General features: G+C 75.5%; 21 protein-coding genes. 13 read left to right on the forward strand and 8 right to left on the reverse strand.

What is annotated here, in order from left to right; all coding sequences use genetic code 11:
* Positions 1-6: 6 nt before the first annotated feature.
* Positions 7-375 (reverse strand): DUF3140 domain-containing protein, encoded by a 369-nt coding sequence (locus GCU67_RS04780; RefSeq protein WP_163609931.1) that lies wholly within the window; start codon positions 373-375, stop codon positions 7-9.
* Positions 376-424: 49 nt separating this feature from the next.
* On the opposite strand from GCU67_RS04780, the gene GCU67_RS04785 reads away from it, so the two are divergent.
* Genes GCU67_RS04785 through GCU67_RS04795 form a run of 3 tightly spaced genes read left to right on the forward strand, consistent with a single transcriptional unit; the run spans position 425 to position 2145 of the window.
* On the forward strand, positions 425-982 hold the full coding sequence (locus GCU67_RS04785) for a DUF6328 family protein (RefSeq protein ID WP_246214582.1): 558 nt from the start codon (positions 425-427) through the stop codon (positions 980-982).
* Positions 983-1016: 34 nt separating this feature from the next.
* Entirely contained in the window at positions 1017-1937 is a 921-nt protein-coding gene (locus GCU67_RS04790) for a PfkB family carbohydrate kinase (RefSeq protein WP_163609932.1), read from the forward strand.
* Positions 1938-1974: 37 nt separating this feature from the next.
* Entirely contained in the window at positions 1975-2145 is a 171-nt protein-coding gene (locus GCU67_RS04795) for a hypothetical protein (protein WP_163609933.1), read from the forward strand.
* Positions 2146-2334: 189 nt separating this feature from the next.
* Here the strand turns inward: GCU67_RS04795 and GCU67_RS04800 are convergent, their stop codons facing one another.
* Positions 2335-3213, reverse strand: coding sequence for a metal ABC transporter permease (locus GCU67_RS04800; RefSeq protein WP_163609934.1), 879 nt, complete (start codon positions 3211-3213; stop codon positions 2335-2337).
* A complete protein-coding gene (locus GCU67_RS04805) occupies positions 3213-4058 on the reverse strand; it encodes a metal ABC transporter ATP-binding protein (RefSeq protein ID WP_211660769.1) in 846 nt (281 codons plus the stop codon). The genes GCU67_RS04800 and GCU67_RS04805 overlap by 1 nt, the downstream gene beginning before the upstream one ends.
* A gap of 204 nt (positions 4059-4262) precedes the next feature.
* Between GCU67_RS04805 and GCU67_RS22265 the strand changes: the two genes are divergently transcribed.
* The 6 genes from GCU67_RS22265 to GCU67_RS04830 all read left to right on the forward strand — a co-directional run bounded on the left by GCU67_RS22265 (position 4263) and on the right by GCU67_RS04830 (position 7808).
* Positions 4263-4391, forward strand: coding sequence for a hypothetical protein (locus GCU67_RS22265; protein ID WP_276508393.1), 129 nt, complete (start codon positions 4263-4265; stop codon positions 4389-4391).
* Between the two features lie 201 nt (positions 4392-4592).
* A complete protein-coding gene (locus GCU67_RS04810; protein WP_163609936.1) occupies positions 4593-5222 on the forward strand; it encodes a TetR family transcriptional regulator in 630 nt (209 codons plus the stop codon).
* 94 nt (positions 5223-5316) lie between these two features.
* Positions 5317-5736 carry a hypothetical protein gene (locus GCU67_RS04815; RefSeq protein WP_163609937.1) on the forward strand — a complete coding sequence of 140 codons (420 nt, stop codon included), beginning with the start codon at positions 5317-5319 and terminating at the stop codon, positions 5734-5736.
* Between the two features lie 101 nt (positions 5737-5837).
* Positions 5838-6023, forward strand: a complete 186-nt coding sequence (locus tag GCU67_RS04820; RefSeq protein WP_163609938.1) for a hypothetical protein — start codon at positions 5838-5840, stop codon at positions 6021-6023.
* A 30-nt stretch (positions 6024-6053) separates the two neighbouring features.
* Complete coding sequence (locus GCU67_RS04825) at positions 6054-6965, forward strand: 3-methyladenine DNA glycosylase (protein ID WP_338104769.1); 912 nt, start codon at positions 6054-6056, stop codon at positions 6963-6965.
* Positions 6966-6983: 18 nt separating this feature from the next.
* On the forward strand, positions 6984-7808 hold the full coding sequence (locus GCU67_RS04830; protein WP_163609939.1) for a tyrosine-protein phosphatase: 825 nt from the start codon (positions 6984-6986) through the stop codon (positions 7806-7808).
* 93 nt (positions 7809-7901) lie between these two features.
* On the opposite strand, the gene GCU67_RS04835 is transcribed toward GCU67_RS04830, so the two are convergent.
* Both GCU67_RS04835 and GCU67_RS04840 read right to left on the reverse strand, forming a co-directional pair.
* The gene (locus tag GCU67_RS04835) at positions 7902-8057 is read right to left on the reverse strand and encodes a hypothetical protein (protein WP_163609940.1); all 156 of its coding nucleotides are present in this window, start codon (positions 8055-8057) and stop codon (positions 7902-7904) included.
* Between the two features lie 289 nt (positions 8058-8346).
* Positions 8347-10059: a putative PEP-binding protein gene (locus GCU67_RS04840; protein ID WP_163609941.1), complete on the reverse strand. Its 1713-nt coding sequence runs from the start codon at positions 10057-10059 to the stop codon at positions 8347-8349.
* Between the two features lie 238 nt (positions 10060-10297).
* Between GCU67_RS04840 and GCU67_RS04845 the strand changes: the two genes are divergently transcribed.
* The 4 genes from GCU67_RS04845 to GCU67_RS04860 all read left to right on the forward strand — a co-directional run bounded on the left by GCU67_RS04845 (position 10298) and on the right by GCU67_RS04860 (position 14532).
* The gene (locus GCU67_RS04845) at positions 10298-11065 is read left to right on the forward strand and encodes a DeoR family transcriptional regulator (protein WP_163609942.1); all 768 of its coding nucleotides are present in this window, start codon (positions 10298-10300) and stop codon (positions 11063-11065) included.
* The gene (locus GCU67_RS04850) at positions 11062-12027 is read left to right on the forward strand and encodes a 1-phosphofructokinase family hexose kinase (protein WP_163609943.1); all 966 of its coding nucleotides are present in this window, start codon (positions 11062-11064) and stop codon (positions 12025-12027) included. Before GCU67_RS04845 ends, GCU67_RS04850 begins: the two co-directional genes overlap by 4 nt.
* Before the next feature lie 69 nt (positions 12028-12096).
* Positions 12097-14229 carry a PTS fructose transporter subunit IIABC gene (locus tag GCU67_RS04855; RefSeq protein ID WP_163609944.1) on the forward strand — a complete coding sequence of 711 codons (2133 nt, stop codon included), beginning with the start codon at positions 12097-12099 and terminating at the stop codon, positions 14227-14229.
* A gap of 42 nt (positions 14230-14271) precedes the next feature.
* Entirely contained in the window at positions 14272-14532 is a 261-nt protein-coding gene (locus tag GCU67_RS04860; protein WP_163609945.1) for an HPr family phosphocarrier protein, read from the forward strand.
* Positions 14533-14607: 75 nt separating this feature from the next.
* Here GCU67_RS04860 and GCU67_RS04865 read toward each other — a convergent pair whose 3' ends face one another.
* From GCU67_RS04865 to GCU67_RS04875, 3 genes are read right to left on the reverse strand one after another with little or no spacing between them, the layout of a single operon-like run.
* Positions 14608-15789 carry an AGE family epimerase/isomerase gene (locus GCU67_RS04865; RefSeq protein WP_163609946.1) on the reverse strand — a complete coding sequence of 394 codons (1182 nt, stop codon included), beginning with the start codon at positions 15787-15789 and terminating at the stop codon, positions 14608-14610.
* Positions 15789-17204, reverse strand: a complete 1416-nt coding sequence (locus tag GCU67_RS04870) for a dihydrolipoamide acetyltransferase family protein (RefSeq protein ID WP_163609947.1) — start codon at positions 17202-17204, stop codon at positions 15789-15791. Before GCU67_RS04870 ends, GCU67_RS04865 begins: the two co-directional genes overlap by 1 nt.
* Positions 17204-18181, reverse strand: coding sequence for an alpha-ketoacid dehydrogenase subunit beta (locus tag GCU67_RS04875; protein ID WP_163609948.1), 978 nt, complete (start codon positions 18179-18181; stop codon positions 17204-17206). The genes GCU67_RS04870 and GCU67_RS04875 overlap by 1 nt, the downstream gene beginning before the upstream one ends.

Consider the following 18181-nt stretch of genomic DNA (forward strand, 5'->3'; position numbering starts at 1 on the left):
CGGACGCTAGCCCTCGGCCCCGCCCGACCCACCCCGTAGCGGGTCGTGGCCCCAGTTCATCAGGCTGTACCGCCACTTCGAGGTCTCGACGTCCTCGTGCTCGGGCTCCTGGGCCAGGTGACGCTGCACGTAGCCGTGCACCTTGCGCATGTGCGCCAGGTCGTCGTCGGTGAGGTCGGCCTTCTTCGTGTGCAGCAGCTCGACGATGCGGCGTCCGGACTCGTGGCCGGTCGACTCGGCCGCGCCGTCCTTCTTCTGGCCGACCGACTGCGACTCCTCGGTGGCCAGCCACCCCTCGAGCTCACCGGCGGTCATGTTCACCGACTCGCCGAACTCGCGGCGGATCGTGTCGCTGTCTGTGTCCGCTCCGGACATGTCCGTCCTCCGTGTGTCTGGCCGTGGAGTCCCCGGGTACCGCGGACGCATGCTCGGGAAACCGGCGGCCGGGGGCCGCGTGCCGCACGGCCGCCTGGACGACGAGCTGGTGCAGCGGACCGCCGAGCGCCGCGGCGAGAGCCCCGACCAGGTGCTCGACCGCAACCTCGCCGAGCTGCTGCAGGAGCTGCGGGTCGCCTTCACCGGCGTGCAGCTGCTGTTCGCCTTCCTGCTGACCCTGCCGTTCCAGGCCCGCTTCGACTCACTCGACGACGTCGGGCTCACCGTCTACACGGTCACCCTGCTGTCGACGGCGCTGGCCACGCTGACCCTGGTCGCACCCGTGTCCTTCCACCGGCTGGTGTTCCGGCGGCAGCAGAAGGCCGCCCTGGTGGCGGTGGCCGACCGGCTGCTGCTCACCGGGCTGGCGCTGCTCCTGCTGGCGATCACCAGCGCCACGCTGCTCGTCCTGGACGTGGCGCTGGGCCGGCCCTCGGCGGTGGTCGGCGCCGTGGTCGTGGCGGTGTTCGGCGTCGTCCTCTGGTACGTGCTGCCCATCCGGCAGCGTCGCCTCGGCCCCGTCGGGGACGCCACGCCGCGCCCGTAGGCTCCGCGCCCGTGGTGATCACCAGGAGGCCCCCGTGTCCGTGACCGTGGTCGGCAGCCTCAACGAGGACGTCGTGGTGACCGTCGACCGCCTGCCCGGGCGGGGCGAGACCGTGGTGGGCTCGGCCGTCGCCGTGCTGCCCGGCGGCAAGGGCGCCAACCAGGCCGCCGCCGCCGGCCGGCTCGGTGCGGGCGTCCACATGGTCGGCCGGGTGGGCGCCGACCCTGCCGCGGGCCGGCAGCTGGCTGCGCTGGCCGACGCAGGGGTCAACGTGGGCCGCGTGCAGCGCACCGACGGCGTCCCGACCGGGACGGCGACGATCCCGGTGGAGGCCGCCGGCGGCGAGAACCTGATCGTGGTGGTGCCCGGGGCCAACGCCCGGCTCACCGCCACCGACGTCGACGTGGAGTCGGTGCACCGCGCCGGGGTGCTGCTGCTGCAGCTGGAGGTGCCGCTGGCCACCGTGCAGGCCGCGGCCGCCGCGACCCGGGGCACCGTGGTGCTCAACCCGGCCCCGCCCCAGCCGCTGCCCGGTGAGCTGCTGGCCCGGGTCGACGTCCTGGTGCCCAACGAGCACGAGCTGGTCCGGCTGGCCGGCGCCGAGCCCGGCGCGCGCACCCCGGCCGAGCTGGCCGCCCTCGCCCGCGGCCTGGCGCCGTCGGTGGTGGTCACCCTCGGCGAGCGGGGCGCGCTGGTCGTCACCGGCGACGCACCGCCGCTGCTGCAGGCCCCGCCGCCGGTCATCCCGGTCGACACCACCGGCGCCGGCGACAGCTTCTGCGGTGCACTGAGCAGCGCACTGGACCGCGGCCGCTCCCTGGCCGACGCGGTGCGCTACGCGGTCACCGCGGCGGCGCTGTCGACCACCGGGCCCGGCGCCCGCGGCGCCCTGCCCGACGACGACGCGGTCCGCGCACTGCTGCCCCGCACCCCGGAGGCCGTTCCCGTCGGCTGAGGGTTGCCGGTCGGCGGCCCGGGGCAGGAGGGCGGACATGACCGAGACCACAGGACGCACCCCGCACCCCGAGGAGCCCGCCGAGGGCCAGCCGACGTCGGACGACGTCACCGAGACCGGACGCACGCCGCACCCCGGTCAGCCCGCCGAGGGCGCCGAGGCCGCTGCCGAGGGCGTCGACCCCGACAACCGCATCAGCGGCGCCTGACCTCCGACTCCTGCAGAGCGGCCGGTGCCGCGGGGTCCGGCGTGCCCGGCGACGGGTCCGCCGGCTCGGTCGCGCCCGGCTGCGGTGCGGCCGGTCCCGGCCGGGCCGGCGCCGGGCGGTCGGGACGGCGTCGCGGCGGTGCGGTCGGAGGCCGCACGGACGGGCCCGCCGGGCGGGACGGCACCGTGCTCACGGGACCGCCACCGCGGCCGGCTGCTCCTCGGGGGTCCGCGTGCCCCAGCCCGAGTGCCGGCGGTACACGGAGACGGCCCGGCAGACCAGGTAGATCGTGAACGAGATCGTGGTGACGAACGGGCTGATCGGGATCGTGCCGCCCAGCGCCAGCAGGATGCCGCCGACCGCCGAGACGACCGCGAACACCGTGCTCAGCAGCGGGGCGAGCACCGGGGAGGCCGTCACCCGGAAGGCCGCGGCGGCCGGGGTGACCAGCAGCGAGAGCACCAGCAGCGCCCCCACCACCTGGACCGCCAGGGAGACGGCGAGCCCCAGCAGCAGGGTGAAGGCGATCGAGAGCAGCCCGGCCGGGAGCCCGCGGGCCGCGGCGACCTCGGGGTCGACGCTGATGAACATCAGCGGGCGCCACAGCAGCGCCAGGCCGGTCAGCACCACGACCGAGACCCCCACCAGCCAGCCCAGGCGCACCGTGTCGACGGCGACGATCTGCCCGGTGAGCAGGCCGAACTTGTTGGCCGCCCGCCCCTCGTAGAGCGACAGGAACAGCACCCCCAGCCCCAGACCGAAGGGCATCAGGACACCGATCACGGAGTTGCGGTCCCGCGCCCGGACGCCCAGCCAGCCGATCAGCCCCGCGGCGAGCACCGAGCCCAGCACCGAGCCCAGCGCGACGCTGCCGCCCAGCAGCAGGGCCGCGGCGGCGCCGGCGAAGGAGAGCTCGCTGATCCCGTGCACCGCGAACTGCATGTCGCGGACCTGGACGAACACCCCGATCAGGCCGCCCACCACCCCGAGCAGAGCCGCTGCGATGAGCGAGTTGTGGACCAGGCCCAGCAGCTCGCCGTAGTCGCGGAAGTCGAAGAGGCGGTCCATCAGGCGTCTCCTCCGGCCGGCCGGCGGCCGGGGTCGGCGGGGGTGAGGTCGTGGTGCGTGCAGCCACCCGGTTCGTCCGGCGTCCCGACCACCACGACCCGGCCGCGGACGTTGAGCACGTCGACCGGGGTGCGGTAGAGCTCGCTGAGGGTCGCGGAGGTCAGCACCTCGCCCGGCGGGCCGATGCGGTGCTGGCCGTTGGCGACGTAGAGCACCCGGTCGACCAGGTCGAGCACCGGGTTGATCTCGTGGGTGACGAAGACGACCGCGGTGGCGTGCTCGCGCCGCCGCCGGTCGATCATCCCGGCCACCGCACGCTGCGAACGCAGGTCGAGGGAGAGCAGCGGCTCGTCGCACAGCAGCAGCGTCGGGTCGGTGGCCAGCGCCTGGGCGATCCGCACCCGCTGCTGCTCCCCGCCGGAGAGCAGCCCGACCGGGGCGTCGGCGTACCCGGTGGCCCCGACGGCCTCCAGCGCGTCGGCGATCCGCTGCCGCTCGGCGGCCGAGCGGCGTCGCGGGCCGAAGCGGTGGCCGTCGATGCCCAGGGCCACCAGGTCGCGGGCACGCAGCGGGGTCGCGGCGTCCATCGACTTCTGCTGGGGCACGTAGCCCACCCGGTGCCGGCCGCGCGCGGGCGGCAGGCCGGCGATCAGCAGGTCGCCCGCCGACAGCGGCTGCTGACCGAGCACGGCCTTGAGCAGGCTGGACTTGCCGGCGCCGTTCGGGCCGAGCACGGCGATGAACTCGCCGGGCTGCACGTCGAGGTCCAGGCCGCTCCACAGCACGCGGTCGCCGAAGGACAGCCCGGCGCTGCGCAGGCTGAGGGCAGGGACGGGCGCGGTCATCGGCCGCAGGATCTCACGCAGCAGGGACCGGGGACGAGCGCCCGCCGCTGCGGCCCCCTCCGGTGCGGCGTCCGCGTGTCGTCCGACGGCGTCCCCGCCCCGCTGTCCGGGCGGGACAATTCGTGATAGACGTCTCATCACCCGATGGGGTGCGCGAGTCCGGAGCGGTTTCGCTCACGGTGACGACCAGGGAAGGTGGAGCCCATGCCACAGGACCAGGACAACCGGCCGAACGACGAGACGACCAGCCCCCCGGTCGAGGCCGCGCAGCAGCCCACGGCGGGTGCGGTGTCCCGGATGCTGGCCAACCCGCGTCGCACGCGTCGCGCCTGACCCACCCGTCCGGCCCGCCCCACGGCCACCGCCGACCCCCTCGGGCGGTGGCCCGGGGCAGGTCGCCGGACCGTCACACCCGCCCCACCGAGCACCGGGAACCCCAGGTCACACCACCTGTACCGGTGACGGTGCGCAGTCGGTCCGACACGTCGGCGTGCCGCGAACCGCTCCGTCACGAGGTGCTGCACGATCGCTCGTGTGACTGCCGCTGCACTGCCTCTGCACCTCACCGAGGACGCCGCCCCGGCCCGCCGTTCGCGCGCCGAGCGCCAGGAGATCGTCCTGGACACCGCCGAGCGCCTGTTCTCCGCCCGCAGCTCGCGCAGCGTCGGCATGGACGAGCTGGTCCGGGAGACCGGGTTGGGCAAGATGACCGTCTACCGGCTCTTCAAGAGCAAGGACGACCTGGTCGGCGCCTACCTCTCGCGCAAGGCCGCGACCGTGCTGTCGGCCATCGACGCCGAGCTGATCCGGCTGGAGGACGACCCCCGCGCCGCGCTGCTGTCGGTGGTCGACGCCGTCGAGCGGGACGTCACCCGCGCCGGCTTCCGCGGCTGCCCCTTCACCAACGTCAGCAGCGAGTACGACGACCCGCAGCACCCGGCCCGCAGTGCGGCCGCCGACTACAAGTACGAGCTGCACATGCGGCTGCTCGCGCTGGCCGGTGAGCTGGTGCCCGACGCCGCCGAGGACCTCGCCGCCCAGGTGCACCTGATCATCGACGGGATGCAGCTGTCCGGCGGGCTGCTGGGGCCCGACGGCCCGGCCGCGCACGGCCGCCGGCTCGCCGAGCGGCTCGTCGACTCGGCCGTCGCCGGGCACTGCTGAAGGACCCACGGCCCCCCACCACTCGCACGCTCGCGGTGGGACCCTGCAGCGGGGCCGACGGGCAGAGCGGCGGCGCTGCCCCCACGATGGGTCCGTGACCGACCGCTCCCGCCCCGACCTCGACGACGACGTCGTCTCCGCCCTCGGCAAGCTCTCCGAGTCCCTGGAGACCGTCGAGCAGGCCCGTGGTCTGCTGTACGGGTTCCACCAGCTCACCGGCAAGGCCGACCGGCTGTTGCAGGAGGCCGTCGAGGAGTTCCGCGCGACCGGGAACACCGAGCTCGCCGACTCCCTCGAGCGCGAACTCGTCGGCCGCAACGTGATCGCCGACCGGTGGACCTTCCAGATCGTGGAGGACTTCGACGCCAGCTACTGGTCGGCCTTCCGCGCCGCCGACCAGCAGGCCCGCGACCAGCTCTCCGGCGGTGACCGGCACGTCCTGGAGGCGCGGATGAAGCAGCGCGAGCGCACCGTCGGCCACCCCCGCCATGAGGCCGGCCCCGCCCTGGACTGACCGGCACGCATGACGTGCGTCGTCCCCGGGCAAGGCCAGGGGACGACGACGTCCGCGCCCGCGGCACTCGCTCGACCACCGACCACCCTGGAGGAGCGACCATGACCGAAGGCAGCGGCACCGGCTACGGCGACGCACTGGAGGACGGGTCCGCGCCGTCGCCCGAGAACCTGGTCGACGGCACGCCCGGCAACGACCGGTCCGACGGCGGGGAGCAGGACACCGTGCTGCTCACCGACGACGAGGCGCAGCGCGACGACGAGGTCACCCGCCCCGGCAACGCCTGAGGCCACGCCCTCCGCGGCTAGGCTCGCCGGGTGCTGCTGACCGCTGCCCCGACGGCCCTGGCCGAGGTGGAGTGGACCGCGCGGGAGGCTGCGCACCAGCGGCGGATGGACACCTGGGTCGCCCCGCACGCCGAGCGCCGCCGCACCGGCGTCGCCCACCCGGTGCTGGACTTCCTCTTCACCTACTACTCCGAGACGCCGGGCCGGCTGCGGCGCTGGCACCCCGGCGTGGGCGCCGTCCTGCTCGGTGACGCCGCGCGCGAGCGGCTGACCTGGCCGCTCTACGCGGAGGTCGACGTGCGGGGGGCCGACGGTGGGGTGGTCCGCGGCGTCGGGCTCGACGTGCCGGCGTTCCTGGCCAAGCGGCGGGCCGCGGCCGGGTGGGTCGAGGGCCTGCTGGGCGCCACGGCGGGCCGGGCCGGGCAGTTCGGCTGCTTCGGCATGCACGAGTGGGCGATGCTCTACCGCCCCGAGGACGGCGAGGTGCGCCACGCGCTGCCGTTGCGGCTGGGCCAGGCGGGCACCGACGCCGTCGTCGAGGCGCACAAGGTGCAGTGCAGCCACATCGACGCGTTCCGCTTCTTCACCCGGGCCGGCGTCCCGCGCAACACCCTGCGCCCCACCCGCGACACCCAGCAGGACCTGGAGCAGCCCGGCTGCCTGCACGCCACGATGGACCTCTACAAGTGGGCGTACAAGCTCAGCCCGGCCACCCCCGGCGAGCTGCTGGCCGACTGCTTCGCGCTGGCCGCCGACGTCCGCGAGCTGGACATGCGGGCCTCCCCCTACGACCTCACCGCCCACGGATACGCCCCCGTCGCCGTGGAGACGCCGGAGGGCAAGGCGGCCTACGTCGCGGCCCAACGCGGGTTCGCCGCCCGCGGCGCCGTCCTGCGGGAGCGGCTGCTGGCCGTCTGCCGCGACCTGCTCGACGCCGGCTGAGGCCCTACGGTCGCAGAGGTGAGCACCGACCGCTGGCTGCACCTCGACGGCACCGCCAACACCCGTGACCTGGGCGGCCTGCCCACCACCGACGGCGGGACGACGGCGTCCGGGCGGGTGCTGCGCAGCGACAACCTGCAGGACCTCAGCCCCGCCGACGTGCACCGGCTGGTGGCGGAGATCGGCCTGACCGAGGTGGTCGACCTGCGCACCACCGCGGAGATCCTGCTGGAGGGCCGCGGCCCGCTGCGGGACGTCGCCTCGGTGACCCACCGCCACGTCGGCCTGCTCCCCGAGCGCGGGCTGCGCACCGACGTGTTCGCCGCCGAGGTCGACGACGACGAGCTGCGGGCGCAGCTGCCCGCCGGCTGGGGCGAGTCGGTGCTGCCGCGCCAGGTGGGCCCGGGCGAGGAGGCCGAGCCACCCGCCGTCCGCTCCTACCTCGGTTACCTCACCGACAGCCCCGACCAGGTCGTGGGTGCGCTGCGGGCACTGGCCACCGGCGGGCCCGGCGCGGCGGTGGTGCACTGCGCCGCGGGCAAGGACCGCACCGGCGTCGTCTGCGCGCTGGCCCTGGCGGTGGCCGGGGTGGACAGCGAGACGATCGTCGCCGACTACGCGCTGACCGCGCAGGTCATCGACGCGATCGTGGCGCGGCTGGCCGCCACCGACACCTACGCCGAGGACATGGCCCGCCCCGTCGAGCACCACACCCCGCGGGCGGACACGATGCGCCGGGTGCTGGCGCTGGTCGACCAGCGCTGGGGTGGCCCGCTGGCCTGGCTGGAGCAGCACGGCTTCGGCGCCGACGACCAGGTCGCCCTCCGCGCCCGCCTGCGCTGAGCAGGGCCCGGACAGCAGAGGACCCCGGCTCCCGCTGGGAGTCCGGGGTCGCGGTGCGTTGCTGAGCTCACCCTCCGCCGGAGGGCGGCGGCGTCAGCGCAGGATGTTGGTGAACTGGGTGCTGTTCGCCATGGTCAGCAGCTCGTCCCGCATCGCGGGGCTGCTCGTGCGTGCGACGGCCTGGTCCAGGGCGCGGCGCGTACGCGACGCCTGCCGACGCTGACGCCAGCTGGAGGTCACGCTGCTCATGTCACTGCCTTCTTCCGGTGGTCCCGAGTGGTTGTTACGCCTGTATTAAAGCAGGCGCAACGGCTTCTATTCCATCGGATCGCAGGGTGTGTCGCTCAACTCCCCGACGTATCCGTCATCCGAAGGGGTGACGAGCCGTCGATCCTTCACCCGCCGGACACCTGCGCCGCCCGCCGGTCACCGGCACGACGTACGAGAGCCCCGCCGGTCTCCATCGACCGGCGGGGCTCTCTGCTGGAGCGGGCTCACCCAGGGTGGCCACCGGCACGGGGCCGGCGGCGGGGCGGGCTCAGGAGCCGGCGAGCGCCTCCCGGGCCGCGGTCCGTGCGGACTGCGGGTCGGCCGCGGTCAGGGCGGCCTCGGCGGCCCGCTGACAGGCGGCCAGGTCCACGGTGGCGAGCCGGGCACCGACCCCGGCGATCGAGGGAGTCGCGCACGACAGCGAGCTGATCCCCATGCCGACGAGCACGCAGGCCAGCAGCGGGTCGGCCGCGGCCTCGCCGCAGACGCCGACCGGCTTGCCCACCCGCTGGCCGGCGGCGGCGGTGGCCGCCACGAGCGCCAGCAGGGCCGGCTGCCAGGGGTCGGTGAGGTCGGCCAGGTCGGCGCTCAGCCGGTCGGCGGCCAGCGTGTACTGCGAGAGGTCGTTGGTGCCGATGGACAGGAAGTCCAGGTGCTCGAGGAAGCGGTCGGCGAGCACCGCGACCGAGGGCACCTCGACCATGACCCCGGGCGTGAGCCCGCGCTCGCGCACCTGGGCGGCGAACTCCGCGGCCTCGGTCACGGTGGCGACCATCGGGGCCATCACCCACGGGCTGGTCCCGGTCTCCCGGGCGGCCTGCGCGATGGCGTCGAGCTGCCGGACGAGCATCCCGGGGTCGCGACGGGCGGTGCGCAGCCCGCGCACGCCCAGCGCGGGGTTGGCCTCGTCCGGCGGGGTGGCGAAGGGCAGCGGCTTGTCGGAGCCGGCGTCCAGCGTGCGGACCACGACCTTGCCGTCGGGGAAGGCGGCCAGGACACCGGCGTAGATCTCGACCTGGTCGGACACCGAGGGCTCCTCGGTGCGACCGAAGAACGCCAGCTCGGTGCGCAGCAGCCCGACCCCCTCGGCCGCCGCCGCGGCGGCGCCGCGCGCCCCGGCGCCGTCCTGGACGTTGGCCAGCACCTGGACCGGGTGGCCGTCGCGGGTCGCGCCCGGACCGCGGTACTCCGCCAGCGCGAGGGCGGCGGTCTGCGCGGCCGCCACCTGCTGCTGCGCCTCCGCCGGGTCGGGGTCGACGGTGACGGTGCCGTGGTCGCCGTCGACCAGCACCAGCGCGCCCTCCGGGACGTCGTCCAGACCGCCGACGGCGACGACGCACGGGAGCCCGAGCTGCCGGGCGATGATCGCGGTGTGGCTGGTCGCGCCGCCGAAGCGGGTGGCCAGCGCGATGATCCGGGTCGGGTCGAGCCCGGCGGTGTCGGCGGGGGCCAGGTCGTCGGCCAGCAGCACCGACGGCGTCTCCGGCGAGGGCACCCCGGGCTCCCCCTGGCCGGTCAGCTCGGCCACGATGCGGTCGCGGATGTCCCGCACGTCGGTGGCCCGCTCGGCCATGACGCCGCCCAGCCCGGAGAAGAGCTCGACGAACTGCTCGGCCGCGCCCACGGTGGCGACCTCCGCGGTGGCCCCGGTGAGGATCCGCTGCTCGACGGTCGACAGCAGGCCGCGGTCGCGCGCCAGCTGGGCGGTGGTGTTGAGGACCTCGGCGCTCACCCCGGTGGCGGCGGCGGCACGCTCGGCGAGCCGCTCCGCGACCGCCCCGGCCGCTGCCGTGAAGCGCTCCCGCTCGGCGGCACGGTCGGCCTCCGCCACCTCGGGCCCCGGCGTGGCCGGCAGCTCGACGGAGCCGACGGGGCGCACGACCGGGCCGACGGCGACCCCGGGGACCACGGGGGTCCCGGTCAGCACGGTCGGGCCACCGAGCTCCGGCCCGGCGGTCGCGGTGGAGGAGAGGGACGACATCGGGACCTCGCGTTCGAGTAGGGGCCAGGGGGGCGAGCTGCCGCGGCGGGACACGCTCCCGGCGGACCCCCGGGCCTGCTGGTGACCAGGCTCACGTGCAAGTCTTGACTTGTCAATCGATCGCAGATAAAACAACGGACAACCAGCCTCAAGACAACATGATCGGGCATGTCCCGGGCACGCGTCCGCACCCATCCCACCAGCCGACCTCATCACCACACCACCCGGGAAGGTGTCCGTGTACGCAGAGGAACGCCAGCAGGCCATCGTCGGGCTGGTGACCCAGCGCGGCCGGGTCGCGGTCACCGCGGTCGCCGAGCGCTTCGGGGTGACCACCGAGACGGTGCGCCGCGACCTCGCCGTCCTCGAGCAGGTCGGCATGCTCCGCCGCGTGCACGGGGGCGCGGTCCCCATCGGCGCGCTGACCGTCGTCGAGCCCGGGCTCGGCGAGCGCCGCAACACCCGCACCGACGCCAAGCGCCGGATCGCGGCCTGCGCGCTGCAGTTCGTCCCCGGCGGGCACGGCAGCCTGGTCCTGGACGGCGGCAGCACCACCGCCGCGCTGGCCGAGGTGCTGCCCGGTGACCGCGACCTGCTCGCCGTCACCAACTCGGTGCCGATCGGCGCCCGGCTGGCCGGGGTCGCCGGCATCTCCCTGCACCTGCTGGGCGGCCGGGTCCGCGGCGTCACCCAGTCAGCGGTCGGCGAGTCCACCGTCCACGCGCTCGCCGACCTGCGCGCCGACGTGGTCTTCCTGGGCACCAACGGGATCAGCGCCCAGCACGGCTGCTCGACCCCCGACGAGGCCGAGGCGTCGGTGAAGCGCGCCATGACCCGGGCCGGCCAGCGGGTGGTCGTCCTGGCCGACAGCAGCAAGCTCGGCCGCGAGCACCTGGTGCGGTTCGCCGGGCTGGAGGAGATCGACGTGCTGGTCACCGACGACGAGGCCGACCCCTCCGTCGTCGCCGACCTCGAGGCGCAGGGGATCGAGGTGCTGCAGGCATGACGACCTCCCCCGGCCCGCAGGTGGTCACGCTGACCGCCAACCCGAGCCTCGACCGCACGCTCACCCTGCCCGGCCCGCTGCACCGCGGCGGCGTGGCCCGGCTCGCCCCCAGCACCACCGAGCCCGGCGGCAAGGGCGTCAACGTGGCCCGCGCGGTCGCCGCGGCCGGCGTCGACGTCCTGGCCGTGCTGCCGGCGGCGGCCGACGACCCGTTCGTGCGGGCGCTCACCGCGATCGGGCTGCCCCCGGCCGTCGTCCCGGTGCCCTCGCCGGTGCGCACCAACTACACGCTCACCGAGCCCGACGGCACCACCACCAAGCTCAACGAGCCCGGCGCCGCCCTGGACGACGACGTCCGCGCGGCGCTGGGCTCGTTGTTGACCACCGCCGCCGGCAGCGCACGCTGGGTGGCGCTGTCCGGCTCGTTGCCCACGGGCACCCCGGTCGACTGGTACGCCCAGCTGGTGCGCCAGCTGCGGGCCACCGGCGTCCGGATCGCCGTGGACACCTCCGAGGCGCCGCTGCTCGCGCTGCTGGCGGCCGGCCCCGAGGCGGCCCCGGACCTGGTCAAGCCCAACACCGAGGAGCTGGCGCAGCTGGCCGGCACCACCGAGGCCGCCCTGCTCGCCGACCCCGCCGCCGTCCGGGCCGCCGTCGACGACCTGCACCGCCGCGGGGTCGCCGAGGTGCTGCTCACGCTGGGGGCCGACGGCGCGATGCTGTCCACGGCCGCCGGGTGCTGGTCGGCCGCGCCGCCACCGACGACGGTGCGCAGCACGGTCGGGGCCGGGGACTCCAGCCTCGCCGGCTACGTGCTCGCCGACCTGGCCGGCGCCCCGCCGGAGGAGCGGCTGGCCACCGCGGTCGCCTACGGCTCGGCCGCCGCAGGGCTGCCCGGCTCCGCCGTCCCCCGCCCCGACCAGGCCGACCCCGGCGCCGTGTCCGTCCAGCCGACCGCCTGAGCCGGGAGCACACTCGGTCCAGCACGTCCTGTCCACCAGCTCAGCGCCGAGCTCCCGGAGGTACGTCCGATGTCCACGCTCATCACGACCGACCTGGTGGCGCTCGACGCCGACCTGGGCACCGACAAGGCCGCGGTCGTGCACCGGCTGGCCGCGCTCGTCGCCGGGGCCGGCCGGGCCACCGGCGCGGACGCCCTGGCCCAGGACGCGCTGGCCCGGGAGGCGAAGGCCCCCACCGGGCTGGCCGGGGGCATCGCCATCCCGCACTGCCGGTCCGCGGCGGTCACGCAGGCCTCGCTGGCCTTCGCCCGGCTGGCGCCGCGGGTCGACTTCGGTGCACCTGACGGGCCCGCGGACCTGGTCTTCCTGATCGCCGCCCCCGAGCACGGCGACGCCGACCACCTGACCCTGCTCACCGCGCTGGCCCGGGCGCTCGTCCGGCCGGAGTTCGTCGCCTCGCTGCGGGCCGCGCGCACAGCGGCCGAGGTGGTCGGCCTGGTCGAGGAGGTGGTCTCCCCGACTCCGGCGCCCGCCGTTGCCGGGGCCGGCACCGGGGCGGGGGCCACCGCGACGACGTCCGGCGCCACCCCGCCGACCGCGACCGGCACCAGCAGCGCCCGCAGCCTGGTCGCGGTCAGCGCCTGCCCGACCGGCATCGCGCACACCTACATGGCCGCCGACAAGCTCGCCGCCGCGGCGAAGGAGATGGGCGTCGACCTGCAGGTGGAGACGCAGGGCTCGTCCGGCTCCACCCCGCTGGACCCCGGCGTGATCAGCCGGGCCGGCGCGGTCATCTTCGCCGTCGACGTGGGCGTCCGGGACCGGGACCGGTTCGCCGGCAAGCCGCTGGTCCAGTCGGGCACCAAGCGCGCGATGAACGAGCCCGAGGTGATGATCCGCGAGGCGCTCGCGGCCGCCGACGACCCGGACGCCCGGCGGGTGCCCGGCGCCGCCGGCGACGGCGGGCGGTCCGCCGACACCGGCGACCGCCCCGGCACCGGCTCGGAGGTCCGCCGCTGGCTGCTCACCGGGGTCAGCTACATGATCCCGTTCGTGGCCGCCGGCGGCCTGCTCATCGCGCTGGGCTTCCTGCTCGGCGGGTACCGGATCGTCACCGGCAACCCCGCCTCGGCGGCCGGCCAGAGCTACGCGCTGAGCTGGGCGCTGGACAACAGCTTCCTGGACCTGCCCGGTGGAGCGGAGGGTGAGGGGCTCTACGACGGGTTCCGGGGCTACCTCGGGGCGCTGTGCACGGTGCTCGGCCAGGCCGCGTTCGGGTTCCTCGTCCCGGCGCTGGCCGGCTACATCGCCTACGCGATCGCCGACCGCCCCGGCATCGTCCCCGGCTTCGTCGTCGGCGCGGTCTCGGTGACCATGGGCGCCGGGTTCCTCGGTGGCGTGGTCGGCGGCATCATCGCCGGCTTCGCGGCACGGTGGATCGCCGGCTGGGCGTTGCCCGCGTTCGCCCGCGGGCTGCAGCCGGTGGTGATCATCCCGCTGCTGGCCACGTTGATCTCCAGCGGCCTGATGGTCGCCCTGCTGGGCCAGCCGCTGGCCGCCGCGCTGACCGGGCTGGGGAACTTCCTCACCGGGCTGACCGGCGGCTCGATCGTCCTGCTGGGCGTGATCCTCGGTCTGATGATGTGCTTCGACCTCGGCGGGCCGGTGAACAAGGCGGCCTACGTCTTCGCCACCACCGGCATCGGCGTCGCCGAGCCGAGCCCGGCCAACCTGCAGATCATGGCCATGGTGATGGGCGCGGGGATGGTGCCGCCGCTGGCGATGGCGCTGTCGACGGCGGTCCGGTCCCGGCTGTACACCCCCGCGGAGCGGGACCAGGGCAAGGCCGCGTGGCTGCTCGGCGCCTCGTTCATCTCCGAGGGCGCCATCCCGTTCGCCGCCGCCGACCCGCTGCGCGTCATCCCCTCGATGATGCTCGGCGGTGCCACCACCGGCGCGCTCGTCGGCGTCTTCGGCACCGAGCTGCGGGCCCCGCACGGCGGCGTCTTCGTCTTCTTCGCCATGACGCAGGCGGTGCTCTTCGTCGTGGCGGTGCTGATCGGTGCGATCGTCGGCGGCCTGGCCGTCACCGTGGCCAAGAGCATCGGCCGGCAGAACGGCACCACCCCCGGGGCGGCGTCCGAGGCGGCCATGTCCGGGGCTGCGGCACCGGGTGGCGCTGCCGTGCGCGCGTCCTCCTGAGACGATGATCGTCAGCCCGCCCCCTCCAGAAAGCAGGCATCGATGCCCTCGAAGACCGTGACCGTCGGCTCCGCCGTCGGTCTGCACGCCCGCCCGGCCGCGCTGATCGCCGAGGCCGTCGGCCAGTCCGGCGTGCCCGTGACGCTGGCGACCCCCGGCGGCAACCCGGTCGACGCCGGCTCACCGCTGATGATCATGACGCTGGGCGCCAAGCAGGGCACCGACGTCGTGGTCAGCTCCGACGACGAGGCCGCACTGACCCGCATCGCCGACATGGTGGCCAGCGACCTCGACGCTGACTGACCCCAGCCCCTGCCCCCACCGTCCTGCGGTGGGGGCAGGGCGGTGGCTCAGACGCGGGCCCGGCCGAGCGGACCGTCAGCGCCGCGCGAGCAGGGCGGCGGCCAGGCTGCCGCGCACCGGCAGGCCGGGCAGCAGCAGCATCTGCGCCAGGTGGTACGCGTCGGGCTGACCCACCCAGGTGCCGGAGCCGACCTCACCGGTGGGGGTGAGCTCGTGGTGCCAGCTGCCGGTCGAGGGGTCCAGGAACAGCCGGTCGCCGAGGTCGGTCCAGGTCCGCTGCAGGGTGGCCGCCCGCGGGTCGCCGGTCACCGCGTACCGCACGGCCGCCGCGGCGACGGCCTCGCAGAGGACCCAGTGCATCCGGGCGCCCACCACCGGGGCGTCGGACCAGTCCAGCGTGTACGGGAAGCCGTCGTGCCCGTCGGCGGCCCAGCCACGATCGGCGGCGGCGACGAAGAGCCGGTCGGCGTCGGCGGTCAGCCAGCCCGGGCCGTGCTCCCCCAGCGCGGCCGCCAGGTGCAGGCACAGCCGCGACCACTCGAACTGGTGCCCGACGGTGACGCCGTAGGGCCGGAACGGGTCGGCGGGGCGGTCCCGGTTGAGCTCCGGGAGCGGCTCCCAGTCGGGCGTGAAGTGCTCGGGCAGCCGCCAGTCCCGCTCGCGGGCCCAGCCGTGCACGACCCGCTCGACCGCCCGCAGGGTGTGGGTGCGCAGCCGGGCCGCCGTCCCGGGGTCGGTGGCGGCGAGCGCGTCGGCCGCGGCCAGCATCGCCTCGACGCCGTGCATGTTGGCGTTGGCACCGCGGTAGTCCTCGCCGGTGGTCCACGTGCGGTCGAAGGACTCCCGGGCCAGGCCCTGCTCGTCGTCCCAGAACCGGCCCTCCCACACGTCGAGGGCCTCGTCGAGCAGCGCCCGCCCGCCCTCGACGCCCGCCGCCGTGGCGCTCGCACCCGCCAGCACCACGAAGGCGTGCACGTAGGCGGCCTTGGTGTCGTCGTCCGTGCTGGAGCGCCAGCCGCCGTGCTCGGCGTCGTGCAGCGGGCCGGTGCGCAGCGCGTCGACGCCGTGGGCGGCGAGCCCGGCGGCGCCGGGGTGGTCGAGCAGCGCACCGAGCGCGAAGACGTGCGTCATCCGGGTGCTGATCCAGGTCTCGACCGGCCGGTCGAGCAGCTCCCCCGTGTCGCCCAGCCAGCCGAAGCCGGCCGGCACCGCCGAGCCGGCGGCGAAGGCGAGCAGTGGCTCCAGTCGAGTGCGCATCAGAAGGTGAGGGCGGTGCCCGGGTCGTGCAGCAGGGCACCGACGTCGGCGAGGAACCTCGACCCCAGCTCCCCGTCGATGACGCGGTGGTCGAAGGACAGCGCCAGCGTGGTCACCTGCCGCGGCACGACCTCGCCCTTGTGCACCCAGGGCATCGCGCGGACCGCGCCGAAGGCCAGGATCGCCGACTCGCCCGGGTTGAGCAGCGGCGTGCCGGTGTCGACGCCGAAGACGCCCACGTTGGTGATCGTGATCGTGCCGCCGCTCATGTCGGCGGGCGTGGTGCGTCCCGCCCGCGCGGTGGCGGTCAGGTCGGCGAGCGCCGCGGCCAGCTCGGGCAGGGTGAGCGCGCCGGCGTCCTTGACGTTGGGCACGACCAGCCCGCGCGGGGTGGCCGCGGCGATGCCGAGGTTCACCCGGCTCTTCACCACGATCTCCTGCGCCGCCTCGTCCCAGGAGCTGTTCACCATCGGGTGCCGCTTCGCGGCCAGCAGCACCGCCTTGGCCACGAACAGCAGCGGGCTGACCTTCACCCCGGCGAGCTCGGGGCGGGCCATCAGGCGCTGACGCAGCTTCATCGTGCGGGTGACGTCGACGGTGAGGAACTCGGTGACGTGCGGCGCGGTGAACGCGCTGGCCACCATGGCCGCGGCGGTGTGCTTGCGGACGCCCCGGACGGGGATCCGCGTCTCGTCGAGGACCACCTCGGTGCGCGCCGTGGCGGCGCCGGCCGGGTGGTCGGACAGGCCCCGCACCGCGTCGACGTCGGCACGGGTGACGACCCCGCCCGCGCCGGTGCCGGTGACCGCGGCCAGGTCGACCCCGACGTCCCGGGCGTACTTGCGCACCGGCGGCTTGGCCAGCGGGCGCAGCGGCCCCGAGCCGGGCACCGTCGAGGTCGGCGCGGCGGCCTCCGTGTCGGCGGCGGCGACGTTCGCCTCCGCGGCCCGCCCCACCTCCAGGCCGCCGTGCCGGACCGGCTTGACCGTCACGTCGGGCGCGCTGGCGAGCAGCGGCGGCCGCTCGGCCCCGCTGCCGGGGTCGGCCTCCGGGAGGACCTGCGGGGCCGCCGACCGGCGCGGACGGCGGGCCGCCTCGGTGGTGCGCGGCCCGTACCCGACCAGGACGGCGCTACGCCCCCCGGGAGGCGCGGCCGGCGCGGCAGCGTCCCCGCCGACGTCGATGGTGATGATCGGCGCGCCGACGTCGACCGTCGTCCCGGCCTCGACGAGCAGCGCGGTGACCGTGCCGGCGTACGGGCTGGGCAGCTCGACGGCGGCCTTGGCGGTCTCGACCTCGCACAGCGGCTGGTTGACCGTGACGGTGTCGCCCACCGCGACCAGCCAGGCGAGGAGGTCACCCTCGGCGAGCCCCTCACCGATGTCGGGCAGGGCGAACTGACGCAGGTCGGCCATCAGAACCCCAGCGATCGGTCGACGGCGTCGAGGACGCGGTCGAGGTCGGGGAGGTAGTCCTCCTCCAACTTGGACGGCGGGTACGGGGTGTCGTACCCACCGACGCGCAGCACCGGCGCCTCCAGGGAGTGGAAGCAGGTCTCGGTCACCCGGGCGGCGATCTCCGCGCCCAGGCCCAGGGTCACCGGCGCCTCGTGCACGACGACGCAGCGGCCGGTGCGGCGCACGGAGTCGTACACCGGGTCCAGGTCCAGCGGCGAGAGCGTGCGCAGGTCGACGACCTCCAGCGAGCGGCCCTCGCCGGCGGCGACCTCGGCGGCCTGCAGCACCGTCTTCACCATCGGGCCGTAGGCCAGCACGGTGACGTCGTCGCCGCCGCGCACGACCCGGGAGCCGAACAGCGGGCCGGGCGTGGCGTCGGTGTCGACGACGCCCTTCTCCCAGTACCGCCGCTTGGGCTCGAGGAACACGACCGGGTCGGGGTGCGCGACGGCCTGCTGGATGCCCCAGTACGCGTCGGCCGGGGAGCTCACCGCGACCACCTTGAGACCCGCGGTGTGCGCGAAGTAGGCCTCCGGGCTCTCGCTGTGGTGCTCGACCGCACCGATGCCGCCACCGAAGGGGATGCGGATGACGATCGGCATCGGCAGCCGGCCACGCGAGCGGGCGTGCAGCTTGGCCACCTGGGTGACGATCTGGTTGTAGGCGGGGAAGACGAACCCGTCGAACTGGATCTCGCAGACCGGGCGGTACCCGCGCATGGCCAGCCCGACCGCGGTGCCGAGGATGCCGGCCTCGCCCAGCGGGGTGTCGACCACGCGCTGCTCGCCGAAGTCCTTCTGCAGGCCGTCGGTGATCCGGAAGACCCCGCCGAGCCGGCCGATGTCCTCGCCCATGAGCACGACCTTGGCGTCGTCCTCCATGGCGCGGCGCAGGCCCAGGTTGAGGGCCTTGCCGAGGGTGAGCGTGTCGGTCAT

The organism is Modestobacter muralis, from assembly GCF_010682105.1.
In the GTDB taxonomy this organism is placed as follows: Bacteria; Actinomycetota; Actinomycetes; order Mycobacteriales; family Geodermatophilaceae; genus Modestobacter; species Modestobacter muralis.

What these genes read in the sequence shown, in the direction of transcription:
- GCU67_RS04870 (WP_163609947.1), bottom strand. Translation starts at nt 17,204, where the DNA reads ATGGCCGACCTGCGTCAGTTCGCCCTGCCCGACATCGGTGAGGGGCTC.
- GCU67_RS04865 (WP_163609946.1), bottom strand. Translation starts at nt 15,789, where the DNA reads ATGCGCACTCGACTGGAGCCACTGCTCGCCTTCGCCGCCGGCTCGGCG.
- GCU67_RS04860 (WP_163609945.1), top strand. Translation starts at nt 14,272, where the DNA reads ATGCCCTCGAAGACCGTGACCGTCGGCTCCGCCGTCGGTCTGCACGCC.
- GCU67_RS04840 (WP_163609941.1), bottom strand. Translation starts at nt 10,059, where the DNA reads ATGTCGTCCCTCTCCTCCACCGCGACCGCCGGGCCGGAGCTCGGTGGC.
- GCU67_RS04855 (WP_163609944.1), top strand. Translation starts at nt 12,097, where the DNA reads ATGTCCACGCTCATCACGACCGACCTGGTGGCGCTCGACGCCGACCTG.
- GCU67_RS04795 (WP_163609933.1), top strand. Translation starts at nt 1,975, where the DNA reads ATGACCGAGACCACAGGACGCACCCCGCACCCCGAGGAGCCCGCCGAG.
- GCU67_RS04800 (WP_163609934.1), bottom strand. Translation starts at nt 3,213, where the DNA reads ATGGACCGCCTCTTCGACTTCCGCGACTACGGCGAGCTGCTGGGCCTG.
- GCU67_RS04780 (WP_163609931.1), bottom strand. Translation starts at nt 375, where the DNA reads ATGTCCGGAGCGGACACAGACAGCGACACGATCCGCCGCGAGTTCGGC.
- GCU67_RS04850 (WP_163609943.1), top strand. Translation starts at nt 11,062, where the DNA reads ATGACGACCTCCCCCGGCCCGCAGGTGGTCACGCTGACCGCCAACCCG.
- GCU67_RS04805 (WP_211660769.1), bottom strand. Translation starts at nt 4,058, where the DNA reads ATGACCGCGCCCGTCCCTGCCCTCAGCCTGCGCAGCGCCGGGCTGTCC.
- GCU67_RS04785 (WP_246214582.1), top strand. Translation starts at nt 425, where the DNA reads ATGCTCGGGAAACCGGCGGCCGGGGGCCGCGTGCCGCACGGCCGCCTG.
- GCU67_RS04875 (WP_163609948.1), bottom strand. Translation starts at nt 18,181, where the DNA reads ATGACCGACACGCTCACCCTCGGCAAGGCCCTCAACCTGGGCCTGCGC.
- GCU67_RS04820 (WP_163609938.1), top strand. Translation starts at nt 5,838, where the DNA reads ATGACCGAAGGCAGCGGCACCGGCTACGGCGACGCACTGGAGGACGGG.
- GCU67_RS22265 (WP_276508393.1), top strand. Translation starts at nt 4,263, where the DNA reads ATGCCACAGGACCAGGACAACCGGCCGAACGACGAGACGACCAGCCCC.
- GCU67_RS04835 (WP_163609940.1), bottom strand. Translation starts at nt 8,057, where the DNA reads ATGAGCAGCGTGACCTCCAGCTGGCGTCAGCGTCGGCAGGCGTCGCGT.